Source organism: Priestia koreensis, assembly GCF_001274935.1.
GTDB classification, from domain to species: Bacteria; Bacillota; Bacilli; order Bacillales; family Bacillaceae_H; genus Bacillus_AG; species Bacillus_AG koreensis.
Genome location: NZ_LILC01000002.1, coordinates 313,061 through 332,311 on the forward strand (window position 1 = coordinate 313,061; position 19,251 = coordinate 332,311).

Genomic DNA, 19,251 nt, shown 5'->3' on the forward strand with positions numbered 1-19,251 from the left:
ACACAAAATTATCATTTGTTCTTCCACAGAGACATATGGTAGGTTAAGAAGAAGAAAAGAGAACGGAAATTCTTTTCGGACGGCACGTGAATAAAAAAGAGGCTGTTACCTTTGCATACAGCTCTCGACGTTACCAAAGAGATTAATGTATGTAGGCGGTGGATAATTACAGTATGGAACAGTGGATCTTTTCGTTTATTGAATTTTTCAAACAGTTTTCCTATTTCGGCATTATCTTTGCTCTCACGTTCGAATTTGTTCCCGCGGAGATTGTACTTCCGATGGCAGGATTTTGGGTATACGAGGGAGATATGAATTTATGGTTAACGGTTCTTGCTGGAACAATTGGTGGGGTGACCGGACCATTAACGCTCTATTTCATAGGGAGATGGGGAGGACGCCCGTTTCTTGAGAAGTACGGAAAGTATTTTTTTATAAAAGACAAGCAGCTAGATGCAGCTGATACGTTTTTCGCCCGTCATGGCGGAGCCGTTGCATTCACGGCCCGATTTTTACCAGGTGTTCGCACGCTGATTTCAATTCCATGTGGAATGGCGAAAATGAACGTCCTTGCGTTTAGTCTTTACACTTTTTTTGCCATGCTTCCTGTTACGTTTTTTTATGTGTACCTTGGCTACAAGCTCGGTCCGCATTGGGAAGATGTTGGAAAAATTATGGATCGATACACGCTTCCGATTGTCATTGGAATAATTATCCTCATCGTGATATATATATTAATTAAGCGAAAGAAAAGAAAAAGTCGCTATTCAGTCAAAGAGTTTTTGACTAAAAAGTGACAATTTTGCAAAAATGAGAAAGAAACAATTGACAGGTTTTACAGAATCTCATAAAATAAAGACAAGTAAATACGAATTTCTTCCTCAGTGAAGGGGAGTAGCGTCAGGGAAACCTGAAACAAAGTCGTCATTACATGAACATTGCGTTCATCGGCTTTGTTGGCATTTATCATGCTTAGCGAGACCTTTGCCATATTTGGCAAAGGTCTTTTTGCGTTTTCCCTTCCTTGCTGAGGTCGAATGAGTAACAAAAAATAGGAAGTGAGAGGAGACTAAACAGATGGAACTATCGTTGTTATTAGAATATGGATGGGTCTTACTGATTTTAGTAGCATTAGAGGGGATTTTGGCAGCAGACAATGCGCTAGTGATGGCAATTATGGTGAAACATCTACCGGATGACCAGCGTAAAAAAGCATTATTTTATGGATTAGCAGGTGCATTTGTTTTCCGTTTTGGTTCACTCTTTGCAATTTCGTACTTAGTGAACGTATGGCAAATGCAAGCAATTGGAGCGCTTTATTTACTCTTCATCTCGATCAATCACCTTATTAAGCACTACTTTAGAAAAGGAAACGAGGAAGAAAAGGAGTCCAAATCAAAATCGGGCTTCTGGGCTACCGTTATTAAAGTAGAGTTAGCGGATATCGCTTTTGCGGTAGATTCCATTCTTGCGGCTGTCGCTTTGGCTGTTACGTTACCAGAAACAGCACTTCCTAAAATCGGTGGATTAGACGGTGGACAATTTATCGTCATTTTCGCTGGAGGAATTATCGGGCTTGTCATTATGCGTTTTGCAGCAAACCTGTTCGTACAGGTATTGAAAAAACGTCCTGGTCTTGAGACTGCAGCCTTCTTAATCGTTGGCTGGGTTGGGGTCAAACTAGCGGTTCATACGTTGGCGCATCCAAGCCTAGGGTTTATTAGTCATCACTTCCCAGAATCAGGTTTATGGAAGGGGATTTTCTGGACGGTACTTCTCGGTATCGCTGTTGGAGGCTGGTTCTTTTCAAAAGAGAAGAAAGAAGCAGGAAACGATGAGTCCTCTGAAAATTCATACAAGAAAGCGAACAATAGCTAATGAACAATCATAGAGAGCTTCCTCTAAATAGAGGGAGTTCTCTCTTGTTAAGTGGCATAAATGGAGGGATATTTTAGGAGGTAATGTGCCGACAATATGTAAAATGTTTCGATACTTTTCTTTTTCGTAACAATCCTGGAACATGCGTAGCCAAACTGTAAGGGAGGAGTTATAATGATGGCTCGTGTTGGGGAAAGTTTTAGACTGCCCCCGAAATTTTGAGCATCGGAACGAAAGATGTAAAGGTAAAAGAGGTGAAACCATTGCTCAACGTGCTGTTTGGAGTCGGCCGACGAAAAACGTTAGAAGAAATGGCAGTTCAAATTCAAAAAGGTGACGGACAATTACAAAATGAGGTGATTGATCAGTATAAGCCTTTTATTGCGAAAACTGTCTCTAGCGTTTGTAAGAGATACATTCATGAAACAGATGATGAATTTAGCATTGGTCTCATCGCTTTTAACGAAGCTATTGAGAAATATACGAAAGAAAAAGGCAGTTCATTGTTATCGTTTGCGGAATTAATCATCAAAAGAAGGGTGATTGATTATATTCGCAAGGAAGTGCGAGTGCGATCTTGGCATTTCGATCTGAAGGAAGACATGGAAGAGGAAGGAGCTCAATCGAAGATAGAAGCTGATTTGTCCATCCATGCCTATCACAAATCCATTGAACAAGAACTGCGTCAGCAAGAAATTATTCAATTTCATGAAGTACTAAAAAAGTTTGGGATGAGTTTATCAGAAATTGTCGAACAGTCTCCCAAGCATTATGATGCCCGTATTAATGCCATCGAGGTTGCTCAATATATTGTGAATCAAGAGGAAGTTTGTGAACAGCTATTTAAAAAAAAGCAAATTCCGATTCGTCAAATTGAGCGTCACGTGAAGGTTAGTCGCAAAACGATTGAACGCAATCGAAAGTATATTATTGCGATGGCCATTGTGTTAACAGGTGACTATATCTATTTGAAAGATTACTTAAAAGGGGTGCTCAATCATTGAAAAAAGGCATTATTATGGAGATACAGCCTGATTATGTCACAATGTTAACCCCGGATGGCGAGTTCGTAAAAGCACGATATAAAAAGCGTCACTACGTAATAGGAGAAGAAGTAGAAGGTCATGAGGTTTTTATTGAAGCGACAACAGAGAAAAAGAAACGTCGCACAAAACTAGCTCTCGTGCCGCTTTTTGTAGCAGCGCTGTTGCTTCTATCATTCATTCCGTATTATTCGCAAAACCAGGTATATGCTTACATGTCCATTGACATTAATCCTAGTCTTGAATTAGAACTGAATCGTCATATGAATGTGACCGATATACATGCGTATAACAAAGAGGGAAAGACAATCATAAAAAAATTGCCTAAATGGAAGAAACGGCCTGTTCATGAAGTGACGACCAATATTATTACGCTTAGCCAAAAAGAGGGGTACTTGCAGAAAAAACACGAAATCTATATCGCGACGGCTTTAAAGCGAAAGAACGTACACGCTTATAAAAAGAAGCTACAGGAACAGGTTCAAACCATTACCACTGAATGGACAACAGATGACGTGCGTGTTACGGCAAAAGAAACTTCCTACGATACGAGGGAAAAGGCTGAAAAGCAGGGCGTGTCAACAGGATCATATCTGCGGGCACAGCCTGCTGAAAGGTCAAATGAGCAGGAAGCAGAGATGAAATTGTCTGTGCCGTCTAGTGAGAAGGTTCAGGATGAAAAAAGGGAGTCAAGCTCGGTAGAATTATCGGAGACAGAGGATACGGATCGAAAAACGGATGCGGATGAACATGCGAAAAAACAAAAAGAAAAGCAAGATCAGCCGCCAAAGCCAGCGTATCCTCCAAAAGAAAGCACAAAACTAGAAAATGAAAAATGGCTAGAGAAAGAAAAAGAAAAAAATGAACAAACTAAACAAGAAAAACTAAAAGAACAACCCGACAGAGACAACAAAAATCAACCAGTACCACCTAAAGAAGAGAGAGAAAAACCAGCTTCTGCTGAAAAAGAGAAAAATAATCATGAGAAAGATTCGAAGCATTCCAACGAGGAGGAATCATCGACTCCCCCTGATGAGGTGGAGCATGAGAAGCCAAATGACTCCACGCATGAGGAAGAACCACCGAAAAAGGTTCATAAATCAGCCGTTCCTCCGTCAGTTGAGGAAAATGCTGATGAGGAGACAATAGATGAAGAGTCCCCCTCGTCAAATGAAGAATTAAATGAGACACCATCTCAACCATAATAAAAAAACAGCCGGTGTGAATTGCGCTCACACCGGCTGTTTTTATTTTATTGCTCGACCGTATATTTTTGCGTCTGTGCAGTTGTTTTACGGAAGAAGTATAGAATAAGAAGTGCTACTACAAGCAGAGAAGAATAAGCATACATCATATGAAATGTTGTGTGGCTCACAATGCTTCCTAAAACAAGAGAGCCAAGCGCCACTCCTAAATCCATAAAGCTAAGCGTCATTGCATTTGCTGTTGGACGTTTGTCTACTTCAACGCGGCTAACTGCCCAAGCTTGGAATGTTGGCTGCATAATACCATAAGCAACGCCGTATAAAATCGCTGCTAAAATAAACATGGGCATGCTGTACGTATTTGATAGAAGAACCAATCCAATAATTCCGCACAGTGCACCGGGATACACGAGGTACTTATGTCCGAAGCGATCATAGATGCGACCAGTGAACGGACGAATGACGACCATAATGACCGCATTAATGAGGAAGAACAGAGATACGTGGCTTCCTAAGCTTGCTTCTTTACCAAGTCCATCGATAAAGTTAATAATACCTGCAAAACCGAAGTAAAACAGCATCACTAAAAAGACGGGTAATAGCGCACGAGAATCAAACGCGTAATGAAGAAGCGATGGCTTTTTCTCGGTTCCTTTCGGAGGCGTGTAGGACAATTTTAGATTTTTCACCGTAATAGCGAACACAAACGATAGAGCCATTAAGATCACAGACGAGATAATCATGATATTAAAGGAGAACGAATGTAACAAAGATAGTGCCACCATCGGTCCAAGCGTGGTACCAAGACTTGTTGCCATCCCAAAGTACCCGATTCCTTCACCAAGACGATTACCAGGAATACGATTTGTCGCCATCGTCGCTAAAATCGTTGTGTTAATTCCAAAACCAATTCCTTGAATAATGCGTAGTGGAATTAAAATTAAGAGTGCTGACTGATTATAGCTAAGAACGAGTGTCACGGTCATCACAGCGAAAACGATTAACAGCGTTCGTTTCATGTTCATTTTATGAAGTAATGCTCCCATAAATGGCCGCGTGATAATGGCCGCAATCATAAATGCTGTTGTCATAATGCCGGCCTTCGCCGTATCATGCTGAATGCCTGCAATGTACACAGGGAATCCAGCTGTTAACATTTGGACACAAATGAAAAAGATAAATGTTGTGAGGACGATCATCGTAAATGGAACGGTCCAAAGTTTTGTTTCTTTCATTATTCCGCCTTCTTTCTGTCTGAATGTATGATGTAAAAGGGGCGTCTTCACCTACGAAAAAATAAAATGACACTCAGGATGATTACTGAGTGCACAGGAAAAATTACTTTTCAGCTGTCAGATGTTGAATGTTTTTTTCTAACTGATTCATCACCTTTTGATAAATGGCAAGCTGATCCGCCTCAATGCCCTCAATGACCTCTGTAAATACCCGTTCCACAAAAGGAAAAAGCTCGTCTTTTAACGAAATACCCTTTTCTGTAATTTCAATTAAGAACGAGCGGCGATCCTCAGGATTCGGCAGGCGCTGAATAAGTGAACGCTTCTCCAACAAATCCAAAATTTTCGTTAGCGTTGCATGATCTTTCATTGATTTTTCCGCTAGCTGCTTTTGCGTTAACAGCACTTGCTTTTCCAAGCGCTTCAATACGCCCCACTGTTCGATCGTAATTTCAAAGGGCTTTAATGATAAAGTTAAAAACTGGCTTAGCTGTCGACTTGTTCGTACAGTAAGAAATCCTACCTCTTCATCTAATGATTTCATGGTAAACCTCCCGAATAACTTCCTTGTTAACAATATCACATAAAATTGTTTGTGTAAATATAGTTTGTATACAAACTATATTAGTGTGGGGTGAGAGAGGAGGGGAGTGATCGATTGAATCCGGAAAATGGTTGATAAGGAGGGGGAAGTGATCGATAAAAACGAAAAACTAATCGATAGACGAGCAAAACTAATCGATAGGCGGAGAAAAGTGCACGATAGACTGGTGAAAGTGCACGATAAGATGATACAGCGGTGAAAATGATCGATAAAAACGAAAAACCGATCGATAGACGAGCAAAACTAATCGATAGGCGGAGAAAAGTGATCGATAGAACGGTGAAAGTGCACGATAAGATGATACAGCGGTGAAAATGATCGATAAAAACGAAAAACCAATCGATAGAAGAGCAAAACTAATCCATAGACCGAGAGAACTAATCGATAGACCGGTGAAAGCAACCGATAGCGATATAAATAAACAGCGTGGAGACCCAGAGGGGGGAGTTCTGTTCACAAGCAAAAGGTGCTCGTAGGAGCACCTTTTTAGCCATATGATATAAAGTTTATAAATTATTTTTGTTGCCCGTTGAATTGTGATTGAGCTTGTTGAACAAGACGTTTTGTGATTTCTCCGCCTACAGAACCGTTGCTGCGAGCAGACGTTTCAGAACCAAGAGTTACACCAAATTCTTGAGCGATTTCGTATTTGTACTGATCTAAGAAGCTTTCTACGCCAGGTACAAGAAGTTTGTTGTTGCGTGCCATTGTGATTTCCCTCCTTTTTGTTTTGAGTACAACGAGTAAGTAACTCGTTGTTAAAGATAGTATTGCTTGTGTGGAGGAAATCATGCTGGTAATGGTATGTAGAAGAAGCGGATATTGGGTGCGCTTCCTATTTACTAAAAAATAAAACGCCGCTGCCTAAAAAGGCGAGCGGCGAAACGTCTTATTTTACAAGCGAATAAGGCTCTAGTGAATCTAAAAATGATTTTTGGAAGCTTTTTAATTGTTCCATATATTTATCTGTTAATTGTTGGAATTCATCGCGCGTTTTGTGTTGTTCGCTAAGAAGCTGACTTACTACTTGCTCATATTGCTTTTGTGCTTGTTGTACAAGAGCATAATTTGTTTTGCTTTGACTTAACGTCACGTCTTGAAGCTTTTGAAGTGCTTCGTGCGCGCGATTTGACCATTCTTCGTATGAATTTGCCACAGCGTCTCCAGCCGTTTTGCGAATGGATTCGACCGTTTTTACTTGTACTTCTTTTGCGTCTTCTTTCCATTTGTCATCTACTTCTTGAAGCTGTTCAAACGTTGTAGCGAAAAGTTCCTTTTGTTGTTCAAGCGCTTGTTTCGTCCAGCTTTCCAATTGCTTGTTGCTTTCATATACGTGATTTAACCCTTTTGACCATTGTTCCCATACTGCGTCGATCATTGAGTGATAATTAACAGTTGCCATCATTCATTCCTCCTAAAAAGTTGGTTGTACAATAAAGTAAAACGAAACGTTGTGAGGTAATAGCTTATGATGTGGGTCTAACATTTCTCATATTGGCACGCAACATTCGTTGCGAAAATCCCTTATTCGTGGCTCTTTGATTCGTCCTTCTTCGTGCCGAATGGAAACAGCATGTCTGTATATAAAGAAAAAAAGGAATTTAACATCGTTTGATATTGTTCAAGAGATCCAGCCCATAGCTCCAAGTATTGTTCCCCGGCTTTTGTTAGGGAATAGATACGTCGGGCAGGTCCATCAGCGGTTGTATCCCATTCAGATGCGATGAGATCATCTTTTTCTAGCTGTCGTAGCGTGCGATAGACATTCCCCTGATCGACGGAAGTAAACCCAAAGCTCATCAGCTGTTGAATGAGTTTATAACCGTGAAGATTCCAACCTCGTAAGCTCAGAAGTAAAAATGGAATCATAAAATTCTTAGGTGCGCCGCTCATTGTTTTTTCTGCTGCGTTTTTCGCTTCTTGTTTCTTTGTCATTGGAATGCCTCCTTTCAAAAAATCTATATGTGTAAATTACACCTATATGAATAATTTGTCAACCCTTTCCGCTTAACCCATAAATAAGGTGATAAAAGGAGGAGGGACAAACGTCACGAAATCTAAAATTCGACAAAATTAGTCGTCTTTTATCGAAAAATATTAAAAATTTTGAATTGTTTATTAAGCCTTGCACTCTTATAATAAGACATGTGGTTCATTCATAAACGTCAAATGTTAGAAAATGGTGCGCAATACTGGGTACCGGTGAATGATGAAAAGGGCAACGTCATCGATCGCTCTTGAGTAAAGGTTTACTCGATAAGAGCAAAAAAAGTGAGTGTATCAAACGAAAAGGGAGATGGAACAGTTGGACCAACAAAACGTATTTGATCCATTTTTAGCTTGGAAAGACATGTATGACAAGACGGAATCTTACTGGGGAAAAGTAATCGGTGAGAATATGAACCGTGAAGAATTCTCGCAGTGGATGGGTAAAGTGCTGAATATGAATCTTCAATATCAGCAGGTAGTCAACGAGACGACCACTCGTTACTTTGGTCAACTTAATATCCCGAGTAAGGATGATATTTCAAACGTTGCAAGCCTTGTTGTAAATGTCGAAGAAAAAGTAGAAGAATTAGAAGATCGTTTTGATGTGCTAGAAGATGCGACAAGTGCAAATGCGAATCTGAAAAAGGAATTTACTAAGTTAAAAAGTGATGTAAAATCTGTAGAAAAGAAAGTAGACCGAGTCCTCACCCTACTTGAAAATCAAGAAAAACTCCAAATAAAGCTTCAAGAACAGCTCCAAGCTCAACTTCAAGAGCAAATAAGGGAATATAGCCAGCAGCTTCAGGCGCAGCTAGAAGATCTTCAGGAACAAAGCGAAGCAGCGGTATCTTCAGAGCCCGTAAATAAATAACGATCTATTTATAGCTTATCTTCATACACTAACTATTTTAAGAATTAAGGGGAGAATTGAATATGACGACAGCATTAGCAGGTAAAGTAGCGATTATTACAGGTGGATCTAAAGGAATCGGATCGGCTATTACGAGAGAGTTAGCGTCAAATGGCGTAAAAGTAGTAGTGAACTATAATCAAAGCAAAGAATCTGCTGAGGCCATCGTAAATGAAATTAAAGCAAATGGCGGAGAAGCTTTAGCGGTTCAAGCTGACGTTTCCTATTGCGATCAAGCGGAACGTCTTGTAGAAGAAACGAAAAAACAATTTGGTCAGCTTGATATTCTTGTTAATAATGCAGGGATTACGCGCGACCGCTCGTTTAAGAAGTTAGGCGAAGAAGATTGGAAAAAAGTAATTGATGTGAACTTAAATAGCGTCTATAACACGACAACAGCAGCGCTAAGTCACTTATTAGAGGCAGAAGCAGGACGCGTCGTTAATATTTCTTCGATCATCGGCCAAGCAGGTGGGTTTGGTCAAACAAACTATGCAGCTGCCAAAGCAGGACTGATTGGTTTTACAAAATCTCTTGCCCTTGAGCTTGCAAGAACAGGCGTTACCGTGAATGCCATTTGCCCAGGCTTTATTGAAACGGAAATGGTGATGGCGATTCCGGAAAATGTGCGTGAACAAATCGTTGCCAAAATTCCTGCGCGCAGGTTTGGTCACGCGGAAGAAATTGCCCGCGGCGTTCTGTTTTTATGTCAAGACGGTTCCTACATCACCGGTCAACAACTAAACATTAACGGCGGTTTATACATGTAATCTAGTTAAGATTGTGAACTATTTTACGTACTTTATCCAATTATTAGCCCTGACGCATGTCGGGGCTAAAGCGTTGCGTCAGTCCAAGCATACTCATACTAATCGAAAGGTTGTGGAAGAAATGGCGACATCCTATATAAAAGAGTGGGAAAAGTTATTGGAAGCAATGCCAACCGAATACAAACAATCAGCAGGTCGCTTTAAGCGTGCCCTTGACATTATTACAGAGGAATCAGAACCGGAAGTGGGATTATCCCCTAAAGAAGTCATTTGGAAAAAGAACAAAGCAAAGCTTTATCGCTATATACCGAAACAAGAGAAGCTTCATAAAACACCGATTCTACTTGTGTATGCACTCATTAATAAGCCGTACATTTTAGATTTAACACCTGGTAATAGTCTCGTTGAATATCTCGTTGATCGAGGGTTTGACGTCTATCTACTAGATTGGGGAACACCTGGACTTGAAGATCAGGACATGATGCTTGATGATTATATTTTAGACTACATTCCGCGTGCGTTTAAAAAGGTGCTTCGTTACTCAGGTGCAACGGACTTATCGGTTCTTGGCTATTGCATGGGCGGAACGATGACATCGATCTTTGCTTCCTTGCATGATGACCTTCCAATTCGAAACTTAATTTTTATGACGAGCCCATTTGATTTTACTGAAACGGGTCTGTACGGCACGTTTTTAGATGAGCGCTACTTCAACCTTGATAAAGTTGTGGACACGCTAGGGAATGTCCCGCCCGATATGATTGATTTTGGCAATAAGATGTTAAAGCCAATCACTAATTTTTACGGTCCATACGTAAGCTTAGTGGATCGCTCAGAAAATCAGCGTTTCGTGGAAAGCTGGAAGCTCATGCAAAAATGGGTAGGAGACGGCATTCCATTTCCAGGTGCTGCTTATAGACAGTGGATTCGCGAATTCTACCAGGAAAATAAGCTGATCAAAGGTGAACTTGAAATTCGTGGTCGAAAAGTGGACCTTTCTAACATTAAGGTAAGCGTGCTGAATATCGCGGCAAGCCGTGATCATATTGCGATGCCTGATCAAGTGAAGGCTCTCATGGACGCGATTTCAAGTAAAGATAAAGAATTTAAGCTTCTTCAAACCGGACACGTTTCGGTTGTGTTTGGACCAAAAGCTGTGAAGGAAACGTACCCTTCAATCGGCAATTGGCTTGAAAAGCGTTCAAAATAAGCAAAAAGCACGGTCTCTAGAGGGAGACGGTGCTTTTTTGTTTCGTATATTCATAGGCCTCGATAAGTAAATCGACGATGTGAACGGCTCGCATACGATGTGCGACACCTTCTCGTTCGATACCAAGCTTCATCTGCAACAAGCAACCGGGGTTCGCCGTCACGATCGTTTCTGCTTGAACGGCTTCGACGTTTTCCATTTTGTGATCTAAAATTTGCATCGACATGTCTGATTCCACAATATTGTAAATGCCCGCTGATCCACAGCAACGGTCAGCATTTTTCATCTCTCGGAACTCAATCCCTTTAATCCCTTTTAATAGAGTTCTTGGTTCGCCAAATGTTCGCATCACGTTTCGTAAATGGCAGGAATCCTGATACGTGACAACCTGATAGGGAAGTTCTAGCTGCTGTTCGAAAAAGCGTAGCTCAACTAAAATCGACGAAATATCTTTTAGCTTTCCTTTAAACGCCTGTGCTCGCTCTTTCCAAGATAGGTCGTCTTTTAGGAGATGATCGTAGTCAATCAAAAACCCCCCGCATCCACCTGCATTCGTAATGATAAAATCTACTTCTAGCGATTCAAATGCTTCAATATTTCGCTTAGCAAGCTCTTTCGCCTTGGCTTTTTCACCGCTATGTCCATGCAGTGCTCCGCAGCAAGCCTGCTCTTTTGGAATAACAATTTCACAGCCAGCCAGCTGAAGCAACTTTAAGGTTGCGTTATTTGTATCTAGAAACATCGTATCCATTAAGCATCCCGAGAAAAAAGCCACCCGTTTTTTGACGGGACCCTCTGCGAGAAGGTGCTGAGGCCGGTTTTTCATCTCTTTTCGCGTTGGAACAGTAGGAAGCACTTTTTCCATCGTCGCGAGATTAGGAGGAAGTAAATTTAATACACCGCTTTTACGGGCCAGGCTCTGAAGACCGGATCGCTGATAAAAGCCAAGAAGTCCTGTCAGATTTTGCATTCGTCCCTGATGGGGAAACAGACCATTAAATGCAATATTTCGTGCAGTTTTGACCGAAAAAGAGTGTTTTTTGTTTTGGTTAATAATGTCGCGCGCATCCTCAAGCAAATGTCCATAGTTCACGCCAGATGGACAGACTGGTTCACAAGCACGGCAACCGAGACAAAGGTTTAGTGAACGCTCTACGTCTTCATCAGGCTCAATGATTCCATCTACAACGGCCTTCATCAATGCAATACGGCCACGAGGCGAATGCGATTCCTTATAGCCTGATTCAACGTAGGTCGGACAAGCGGGAAGGCAGAATCCGCAGCGCATACAGTTCAGTAACTCATCTTCGTTCATTTGTTCTTTAAACTGCTGCTGAATGACTTTTCGTTCCTCTGCTGTTGTCATGACGTCACCACCACTCGTTTTCGTTCATTTTTGGCGAAAATTTTCCCAGGATTCATGATGTTATATGGATCAAAGGATTGCTTAATGGCCTGCATCGCTGCAATTCCCTCTTTGCCTAGCTTTAGTTCTAAATAGGGAGCTTTCATTTCGCCCACACCGTGTTCACCTGTAATGGTACCACCAAGCTCGATCGACTTTTCGAAGATTTCGGCAAAAGCCTGCTCAACTCGGTGGATCTCCTCTTGATCTCGTACGTCTGTTGGACAAGTAGGATGAAGGTTGCCGTCACCTGCATGACCGAACGTACAAATTTTCACATCGTACTTTTCGGCAATGTCGCTGATGGCCTGCACCATTTTAGCGATTTCAGAGCGCGGGACCGTTGCATCTTCTAATATCGTTGTAGGCTTTAGACGAGCTAAAGCAGATAGCGCTGAACGTCTTGCTGTGCGAAGCGCCTCAGCGTGTTCATCAGACTGTGCGACTTCAACAGAAACGGCATGTTCTGATTTGCACAACTCCGCAATTTTTTGAATATCACGCTCTACTACTTGGAGGGGACCATCTTGTTCAATTAAGAGCACGGCTTTTACGTTAGTCGGAAGTCCAATCCGGGCGAAATCCTCTACGACAACAAGGGTTGGCTGATCTAAAAATTCAAGCGTGGTTGGAATGATTTTATTCGCAATAATGGTTGAGACCGATTTAGCAGCCGCTTCAATATCTTGATACAGCGCAAGGATCGTTTTTTTCGTTTCAGGCATGGGAATGAGTTTTAGCGTCGCTTCTGTGATGACACCTAACGTACCTTCTGATCCAATGAATAAACGGGTTAAGTCATAACCAGCGACGTCTTTTGCGAGTTTGCCACCGGTGCGAATGATGTCGCCATTCGGAAGAACAATCTCAAGTCCAATTACGTAGTCCCTCGTAACGCCGTACTTTAATCCACGAAGACCACCGGAATTTTCGTTGATGTTTCCACCAATCGTCGAAATCTTCATTGAGCTTGGATCAGGTGGGTAAAACAGTCCTTTTGCTTCAACCGCTTCAATCATCTCGAGTGTGATGACGCCTGGCTGTAGCGTTACCGTTAGGTTTTCTTCATCAATCTCAAGTATTTGTTGCATATGCTTAAACAGCATGACGATACCACCTTGTGTCGGGCATGTTCCTGCACAAAGATTGGTTCCAGATCCGCGCGGAACGATCGGCACACGATGCTCAGAGCAAATCTTTAAAATGTCCGATACATCTTTTGTATGACGAGGACTAATCACCGCATCAGGCATTGACTGAAACTGTGGTGTAGCATCATAAGAATAGACGAGGCGTTCTGCGGGTGAGTCCTCATAATTTTCTAGTCCTACAATGTTAATAAGCGTTGCACGAACGTGTTCAGAAATCATTCTGTTCCCCTGCCTTTAGCACGAATTTTATGTATGAATACTTCTATCCTATAATATTCGACCCCTGCTCTCTATAGACGATCATCTAAAATAGAGCGTTATCATTCTTTGTTTTTTAGATGATCATCTAAAAAATGAAAAGCTAAATAAAACGTAACGATGTCTGATGTCCGCTTTAAGTCGATGGAGGCAAGTTCTTCAATTTTTTTCATACGGTAATGAAGCGTATTAATATGAATGTGAAGGGCCTGAGCTGTTTGTTTTAATGCCATATTATGCTGAAGAAGTGCCCGACCTGTTTCTAACAGGTCCTCGTAATTTTCGAGCGCATGAAGCACACGATGTGAAAAATCTCGTTTCGTTTCTTTCGAAATGTTTTCTAAGCACATTTCAAGTCGAAGGTCGTGATCAAACGCAATCGGATGCTCGCTTGTGGTAACTGAAAGGGCACGGTTACTTTGCTCATAGGAGGTTCGTAAATGGTGAGGAGACACTTGTTGCCCAACACCAATTCGAATTGAAGAACCCCACGTGCCGTCCAAATAAGCGCGCCACTCATCGAGAGTTTCTTTTATATCTCGTTGAGGGTGGACGGCATGAATGATTAAAAGACGATCGGCGCCCCACGGAATAAATAAATCTTCTTCGTGATGCCATAGGTGCTGCAGTTGCCAAATATCTGCGTGTGTAAGTGAATGGTGAGGAGGAAGAGCCATTAATAATACCTGTCTTGTAGTCGTTAAATCGACATTCAAAATACGCGCCCGTTCTAAAAAGGGCGCAGACCATTCACGAAGTTGCATCCAGTCAAACACGAAGGATTCGAGCATGCGTAAGTGCCACTGCGTTTGCTCCGTGTAATAGGTATCTTGAATTAATAGCTCGGTCATTTTTCGTAGAAGTTCCCCGTAGTTCGAAATTTCAGCAGGATTTCCCGTAATACCAATCACACCAATGACTTCCTGAGATAAAAAAAGGGGAAGGTTAATTCCAGGCTTTACTCCTCGTAAAGTATGCTGATCGTTTTCTGTGATAACGATTGTTTGACGTTCTTCAATACTTCGAAGTGCGCCTTCGTGGAACTGACCGATTCGATTTTCGTCCGTCCCGGCGATAATGTGACCGTGCAAGTCGACAATAATGATGTCCTCTTTTAACAGCTTTTTCACTTCAAGAATAATTTTATGTGCTAATGATGGTAGTAAAAGCATGTCGCATTTCTCCCTATCCACTATGTTTCTTTTTAGTATAGCAAATAAGAATTTGGAACGGAGAAAGGGCGTTGTGTTTTCATAAGTAAAAAAGGGTTTTTTTGTGAAAACTATTTAAAACAATGTGAAAATATGATAAGACTTAATGATGTAGAAAAAAGGTTATCAACTATAAATTTAGCACCCTGACCAATGGTTTCAACGTGTTTAAAGGCTCATAAAAACATGCTTACATATGAAAACAGAAAAGGAAAGGGGAATATCCATCTTAATCACTGTGTGAATCGGGTAGATAAAAAAGGCGGATTTATAGACTAGAAAGGAATTATTTCATGCCAGTTGTTATACGTTCAGGACTAAAAAAATTTTCATCGGCCCAAATTATTGTCAGCTTTTACATCATTGCTGTCACGGTGTCGGTGATCTTAATTAGCTTACCAGTTGCTCATAAGCAAGGGGTTCACTTATCCTTTATGGATTCTCTTTTTACAGCCGTGAGCGCGGTCAGCGTAACGGGTCTTTCCACGATTTCAATTAAGGATACGTTCAGCGTTCCTGGAATTTTTATTCTTATTTTTGTCCTTCAATTTGGTGGGATCGGCATTATGACTCTCAGTACGTTCATTTGGCTGCTGATCGGTAAAAAGATTGGTCTACAAGAGCGACGTCTTATTATGACAGATCAAAATCAATCCAATTTATCAGGACTCGTCAACCTGATTCGTAACATTTTAATCATTATTTTAGGAATTGAAATTATCGGAGCTGTTGTGCTAGGCGTTTATTTTATGAATTATTATCCAACATGGGAAGAAGCGTTTTTACAAGGCTTTTTTGCTTCTGTAAGTGCGACGACAAATGCGGGGTTTGATATTACAGGACAATCGCTCATTCCATACGCGGATGATTATTTTGTTCAGAGCGTCAATATTTTGCTTTTAACGTTAGGAGCGATTGGCTTTCCGGTATTGATTGAACTGAAGCAGTTTTTCTTTAATTTAAAAGAAAAACGAAAATTCCACTTTACGCTAAACACAAAAATTACAACTTCCACGTTTGGAATTATTTTCGCTTTAGGCACGATCATCATTTTCTTTTTAGAATATCAACACTTCTTTAAAGGCAAAACGTTTCTCGCTAGCTTTTTTTATGCGCTGTTTCATTCGGCGACAACGAAAAGTGGCGGTTTAGCCACAATGGATGTGAGTGATTTTACTCCGGCAACTCTTCTATTTCTCTGCCTGTTAATGTTCATTGGAGCTTCTCCTAGTTCTGTCGGTGGGGGGATTCGAACAACGACCCTCGCACTTAACTTGCTGTTTCTTTATCATTATGCACGAGGAAGAAAGCATATCCGCGTCTTTAAACGCGAGATTTTAGATGAAGATGTAAGAAAGTCACTTGTTGTAACGATGATGGCGATGGTACTGTGTTTTACCGCATCGCTCATATTAATGACGACGGAACCTTTTTCACCTCTTGAAATCGTGTTTGAGGTGTGTTCGGCGTTTGGAACGACCGGCCTTTCAATGGGGATCACAGCTGATTTGAGCGTAGTGGGGAAGTTTGTCATTATGGTGCTGATGTTTATTGGTCGAATTGGCATTTTGTCGTTTATCTTCATTATTAGTGGAAAAACAGCTCCGCCTAATTATCACTATCCAAAAGAGCGTGTCATTATCGGATAGCATGAAAAAGCCCTGCTTAATCTCAGCAGGGCTTTTTTGGGGTGCTGTTTATTAGTCGATAGGATCTTTGGATTTCCCGTACTTAATGACTTCATATATCGCAAGACCGTCACTCGGGTTTCCAGCGCCGTTTTTGAACGGAAGCATGGAAAAGAAAATGAAGTACACTGAAAAATAAACGAACTGATAAAAGAAAATATTTGCAGGCAGTATACCTTTGTATATCATCGAATTGACCATAAGGATGGCGATTAAGTTAAATACACTTCCTGCTAAATAAATCAGAATGCGGGCAAATTTTGTATCGTATTTTAGATTTCCGTGCTGACACCACGCTTCCATAAAATAAAAGCTTTTGACCTCACATGGTCCGAGTTTTAAAAGGGTATTTCCGACGCCTAAAACAAAGCGGATTTTCGCACCAAAGATGCGCGCAACTAGTATGTGACCTAGCTCGTGGATAATCGTCACGATTGGTAATGTGAGAAAAAAAGCAAGGAAAAAGGTCCAAATATCATCAAGCCCAAACAAGAGAATCCCTCCTAGATGTTATGGTATGTATGTTTTAATGGTTATTCATGATGTGGAGATGAGGTTTATCTGATGTCTATTTGAGTAGTACCCTGTGTATAGGTGCTATAACATGTTTTGAAGAGGTTTTTTCTTTGTCTGTTAAAAAGTCAATGTGTTGTTAATATTTAACCGTTATGAATTCGGGAAGAAGAGGCTATTCTAAGTAGTGAGCAACACGCTCACAAAGAGGACAGGGGGATGATCGCGTTGGCAAAACGTAAAGTAGCACATGATCCTGCGAAGAAAAATAATCAAACACCTAAAGAAAGCATGCCTGATACGGAATTTTCTGTTGAGTATGGCGGGGAAGATCGCTTTAAAGCAGCAAACCGTAACTCAAAAAAGAGCCGTCAGGGGAGATAATATATGATGAAGAAAAATCATCCAAGTCAGAAAGAAAAGACGAAGAATCTGTTTCAAGAGGAGTTTGGGAGTGAAATGGGCGATTTTAACGCTCATCAAGCTTATCAACCAGAAGCAGAATCACAAGCAAAAAAACGCTGTAAAAAATAACATGCTGTGCTAGAGTGCCTTATTCTACACAGGGTTGTTTCCGATAAAAGTGCATTTGATCTGATTGCGAGGTCCTTTGCACGTAAGCAATGGAATACCAATCAATAAAGAGAAAATGCATGAAAAAATCCCTCGCAGAATCGCCTGTGAGGGATTTTTCTTATTAGCTAGCTTTTTTAAGAGTAGTGTGTTCTTTCTTTTTACCGAAGTGATAAAACAACAGCCCTAAGCCGCTAAATACAACCGGTCCAATAATAAGCGGCGCATACTCTGTCCATGTTGTTGTAGAAGAAGGAATTAGCGTCAGAACAATTGTACCGATAACGGATAAAAGTCCAACTCCTGCAATAATATACGCAACGACATTATGCTTAATTTTAAACGGACGAACACTTTTTCGATCCGTGATGCGCAGTTTTAAATAGGCGCTAATTAAAAAGATATACGGAATGAAAAAGGCAAGTGTCGCCATTAATACTAGCATATTTAACGCTGCAGAAATCGTTGGGATAAAGCTTGAAAGAATCAAAATGGCTGTTACGCCACCCGCTTGCCAAAGAATAAGGTTCGTTGGCATATTCGCTTTATTTAACTTTGTTAAAGAGGCAGGTAAAATATTCTTTCCGCTTTCTCGAATCATGACGCTTGGATTAATAATTAGGAACGATAGTGATCCACCTACTGACAATACAAAGCAAATACCAAGTATTTGCCCTAAGTTAAACGGTAAGTGAAATTGCTTTGTAACCGTGTCTGCAAATACATAAAGAGCCGTTGCGGTTTGATCAGGTGTAATATTCACCACAAATTGGAATGCAACTGTTGCTAAAATATAAACGGCACCAATTAAGATCGAAGCTGTTAAAATCGCTTTTGGAAACGTCTTTTGCGGATTACGCACATCGTTTGCGATTGTTCCGAGCATTTCCATTCCTGAAAAAGCAAACATTAAGCTAGATAAAAACATAATTGTATCAAGTGATAAATTGTTTGGCGCAATACTTTTCGCTGTAAATTCTGTTGCGGAGTGGTGTCCTGTAAACATACTCGCAAATCCAAAGCCAAAAATCAGTAGTGCAGGCACTAATACGCCAAGCGGTGCCCCGATTGAGGCAAGCTTTTCACTCATTTTTGTCCCTCGTAGCGTTAGAGCCGTGACGAATAAGAAAATACCAATCGAAATGGATGTGGTCATCCACGTATGATCCAAAATTTGTGGCTGACGAATCGCATACGCGACGTTTACTGTAATCCCAATTAAAAGAGAAGGATAGTACGTAAAATTGGCGACCCAGAAAAACCACCCGCACAAAAAGCTCGCTCGCTCACCGAACGCACGCTTCACCCAGGAAGCGAGTCCCCCTTGATCAGGGTACGTCGTTGAAAGCTCTGATACCATTAAGCTAATTGGAATAAAGTATAAACATGCGGCAATAATCCAAAAGACAATGGCCGAAGGCCCAATTGTAGAGGCAAAGGGAATATTTTTAAGTCCTAATATTGAATTGATGCTCAAAAGGGAAAGCCCCATTACACCAAGTTTTTTGTTATTCATTGCTGTCACCATCCTCGTGTGTCCAAAGTTCCATGAGTTATCATGTCATAAACATTCAAATCTGTGACTAATCATACATCAAAAAGTATAAA

General features: G+C 40.9%; 21 protein-coding genes. 10 read left to right on the top strand and 11 right to left on the bottom strand.

What is annotated here, in order from left to right; genetic code table 11:
• Nucleotides 1-173: 173 nt before the first annotated feature.
• From AMD01_RS01530 to AMD01_RS01545, 4 genes are all read left to right on the top strand, one after another.
• Nucleotides 174-797 carry a DedA family protein gene (locus AMD01_RS01530; protein ID WP_053399621.1) on the top strand — a complete coding sequence of 208 codons (624 nt, stop codon included), beginning with the start codon at nucleotides 174-176 and terminating at the stop codon, nucleotides 795-797.
• Between the two features lie 280 nt (nucleotides 798-1,077).
• On the top strand, nucleotides 1,078-1,878 hold the full coding sequence (locus tag AMD01_RS01535) for a TerC family protein (RefSeq protein WP_053399622.1): 801 nt from the start codon (nucleotides 1,078-1,080) through the stop codon (nucleotides 1,876-1,878).
• A gap of 254 nt (nucleotides 1,879-2,132) precedes the next feature.
• A complete protein-coding gene (sigI, locus tag AMD01_RS01540; RefSeq protein WP_053400091.1) occupies nucleotides 2,133-2,882 on the top strand; it encodes an RNA polymerase sigma factor SigI in 750 nt (249 codons plus the stop codon).
• A complete protein-coding gene (locus AMD01_RS01545; protein ID WP_053399623.1) occupies nucleotides 2,879-4,126 on the top strand; it encodes an anti-sigma factor domain-containing protein in 1,248 nt (415 codons plus the stop codon). Before sigI ends, AMD01_RS01545 begins: the two co-directional genes overlap by 4 nt.
• 47 nt (nucleotides 4,127-4,173) lie before the next feature.
• Here AMD01_RS01545 and AMD01_RS01550 read toward each other — a convergent pair whose 3' ends face one another.
• The 6 genes from AMD01_RS01550 to phaQ form a co-directional block, all read right to left on the bottom strand.
• A complete protein-coding gene (locus AMD01_RS01550) occupies nucleotides 4,174-5,361 on the bottom strand; it encodes an MFS transporter (protein WP_053399624.1) in 1,188 nt (395 codons plus the stop codon).
• A gap of 103 nt (nucleotides 5,362-5,464) precedes the next feature.
• Nucleotides 5,465-5,905 (bottom strand): MarR family winged helix-turn-helix transcriptional regulator, encoded by a 441-nt coding sequence (locus tag AMD01_RS01555; protein WP_053399625.1) that lies wholly within the window; start codon nucleotides 5,903-5,905, stop codon nucleotides 5,465-5,467.
• 190 nt (nucleotides 5,906-6,095) lie between these two features.
• Nucleotides 6,096-6,422 carry a hypothetical protein gene (locus tag AMD01_RS23820; RefSeq protein ID WP_157052575.1) on the bottom strand — a complete coding sequence of 109 codons (327 nt, stop codon included), beginning with the start codon at nucleotides 6,420-6,422 and terminating at the stop codon, nucleotides 6,096-6,098.
• A gap of 56 nt (nucleotides 6,423-6,478) precedes the next feature.
• On the bottom strand, nucleotides 6,479-6,673 hold the full coding sequence (locus AMD01_RS01560; protein WP_053399626.1) for an alpha/beta-type small acid-soluble spore protein: 195 nt from the start codon (nucleotides 6,671-6,673) through the stop codon (nucleotides 6,479-6,481).
• Nucleotides 6,674-6,854: 181 nt separating this feature from the next.
• The gene (gene phaP / locus AMD01_RS01565) at nucleotides 6,855-7,370 is read right to left on the bottom strand and encodes a polyhydroxyalkanoic acid inclusion protein PhaP (protein WP_245638860.1); all 516 of its coding nucleotides are present in this window, start codon (nucleotides 7,368-7,370) and stop codon (nucleotides 6,855-6,857) included.
• A gap of 119 nt (nucleotides 7,371-7,489) precedes the next feature.
• Nucleotides 7,490-7,900 (bottom strand): poly-beta-hydroxybutyrate-responsive repressor, encoded by a 411-nt coding sequence (gene phaQ / locus AMD01_RS01570; RefSeq protein ID WP_053399628.1) that lies wholly within the window; start codon nucleotides 7,898-7,900, stop codon nucleotides 7,490-7,492.
• 361 nt (nucleotides 7,901-8,261) lie between these two features.
• On the opposite strand from phaQ, the gene phaR reads away from it, so the two are divergent.
• From phaR to phaC, 3 genes are all read left to right on the top strand, one after another.
• Entirely contained in the window at nucleotides 8,262-8,825 is a 564-nt protein-coding gene (phaR, locus tag AMD01_RS01575; RefSeq protein WP_245638861.1) for a polyhydroxyalkanoic acid synthase subunit PhaR, read from the top strand.
• Nucleotides 8,826-8,887: 62 nt separating this feature from the next.
• Entirely contained in the window at nucleotides 8,888-9,634 is a 747-nt protein-coding gene (gene phbB / locus AMD01_RS01580; RefSeq protein WP_053399630.1) for an acetoacetyl-CoA reductase, read from the top strand.
• Between the two features lie 73 nt (nucleotides 9,635-9,707).
• A complete protein-coding gene (gene phaC, locus AMD01_RS01585; RefSeq protein ID WP_281176831.1) occupies nucleotides 9,708-10,844 on the top strand; it encodes a class III poly(R)-hydroxyalkanoic acid synthase subunit PhaC in 1,137 nt (378 codons plus the stop codon).
• A 16-nt stretch (nucleotides 10,845-10,860) separates the two neighbouring features.
• Here the strand turns inward: phaC and AMD01_RS01590 are convergent, their stop codons facing one another.
• The 3 genes from AMD01_RS01590 to AMD01_RS01600 all read right to left on the bottom strand — a co-directional run bounded on the left by AMD01_RS01590 (nucleotide 10,861) and on the right by AMD01_RS01600 (nucleotide 14,830).
• Nucleotides 10,861-12,210, bottom strand: a complete 1,350-nt coding sequence (locus AMD01_RS01590; protein WP_053399632.1) for a (Fe-S)-binding protein — start codon at nucleotides 12,208-12,210, stop codon at nucleotides 10,861-10,863.
• Complete coding sequence (glcD, locus tag AMD01_RS01595; protein WP_053399633.1) at nucleotides 12,207-13,619, bottom strand: glycolate oxidase subunit GlcD; 1,413 nt, start codon at nucleotides 13,617-13,619, stop codon at nucleotides 12,207-12,209. Before glcD ends, AMD01_RS01590 begins: the two co-directional genes overlap by 4 nt.
• 101 nt (nucleotides 13,620-13,720) lie before the next feature.
• On the bottom strand, nucleotides 13,721-14,830 hold the full coding sequence (locus AMD01_RS01600; RefSeq protein ID WP_053399634.1) for a CdaR family transcriptional regulator: 1,110 nt from the start codon (nucleotides 14,828-14,830) through the stop codon (nucleotides 13,721-13,723).
• 332 nt (nucleotides 14,831-15,162) lie between these two features.
• Here AMD01_RS01600 and AMD01_RS01605 point away from each other — a divergent pair, with 332 nt between their 5' ends.
• The gene (locus AMD01_RS01605) at nucleotides 15,163-16,518 is read left to right on the top strand and encodes a TrkH family potassium uptake protein (protein ID WP_053399635.1); all 1,356 of its coding nucleotides are present in this window, start codon (nucleotides 15,163-15,165) and stop codon (nucleotides 16,516-16,518) included.
• Between the two features lie 51 nt (nucleotides 16,519-16,569).
• Here AMD01_RS01605 and AMD01_RS01610 read toward each other — a convergent pair whose 3' ends face one another.
• Nucleotides 16,570-17,049, bottom strand: coding sequence for a site-2 protease family protein (locus AMD01_RS01610; RefSeq protein WP_053399636.1), 480 nt, complete (start codon nucleotides 17,047-17,049; stop codon nucleotides 16,570-16,572).
• Between the two features lie 249 nt (nucleotides 17,050-17,298).
• On the opposite strand from AMD01_RS01610, the gene AMD01_RS24385 reads away from it, so the two are divergent.
• Both AMD01_RS24385 and AMD01_RS23825 read left to right on the top strand, forming a co-directional pair.
• A complete protein-coding gene (locus tag AMD01_RS24385) occupies nucleotides 17,299-17,454 on the top strand; it encodes a hypothetical protein (protein WP_169775911.1) in 156 nt (51 codons plus the stop codon).
• Nucleotides 17,455-17,457: 3 nt separating this feature from the next.
• On the top strand, nucleotides 17,458-17,604 hold the full coding sequence (locus AMD01_RS23825; protein WP_157052576.1) for a hypothetical protein: 147 nt from the start codon (nucleotides 17,458-17,460) through the stop codon (nucleotides 17,602-17,604).
• Between the two features lie 163 nt (nucleotides 17,605-17,767).
• On the opposite strand, the gene AMD01_RS01620 is transcribed toward AMD01_RS23825, so the two are convergent.
• On the bottom strand, nucleotides 17,768-19,159 hold the full coding sequence (locus tag AMD01_RS01620) for an APC family permease (RefSeq protein WP_053399638.1): 1,392 nt from the start codon (nucleotides 19,157-19,159) through the stop codon (nucleotides 17,768-17,770).
• Nucleotides 19,160-19,251 lie beyond the last annotated feature (92 nt).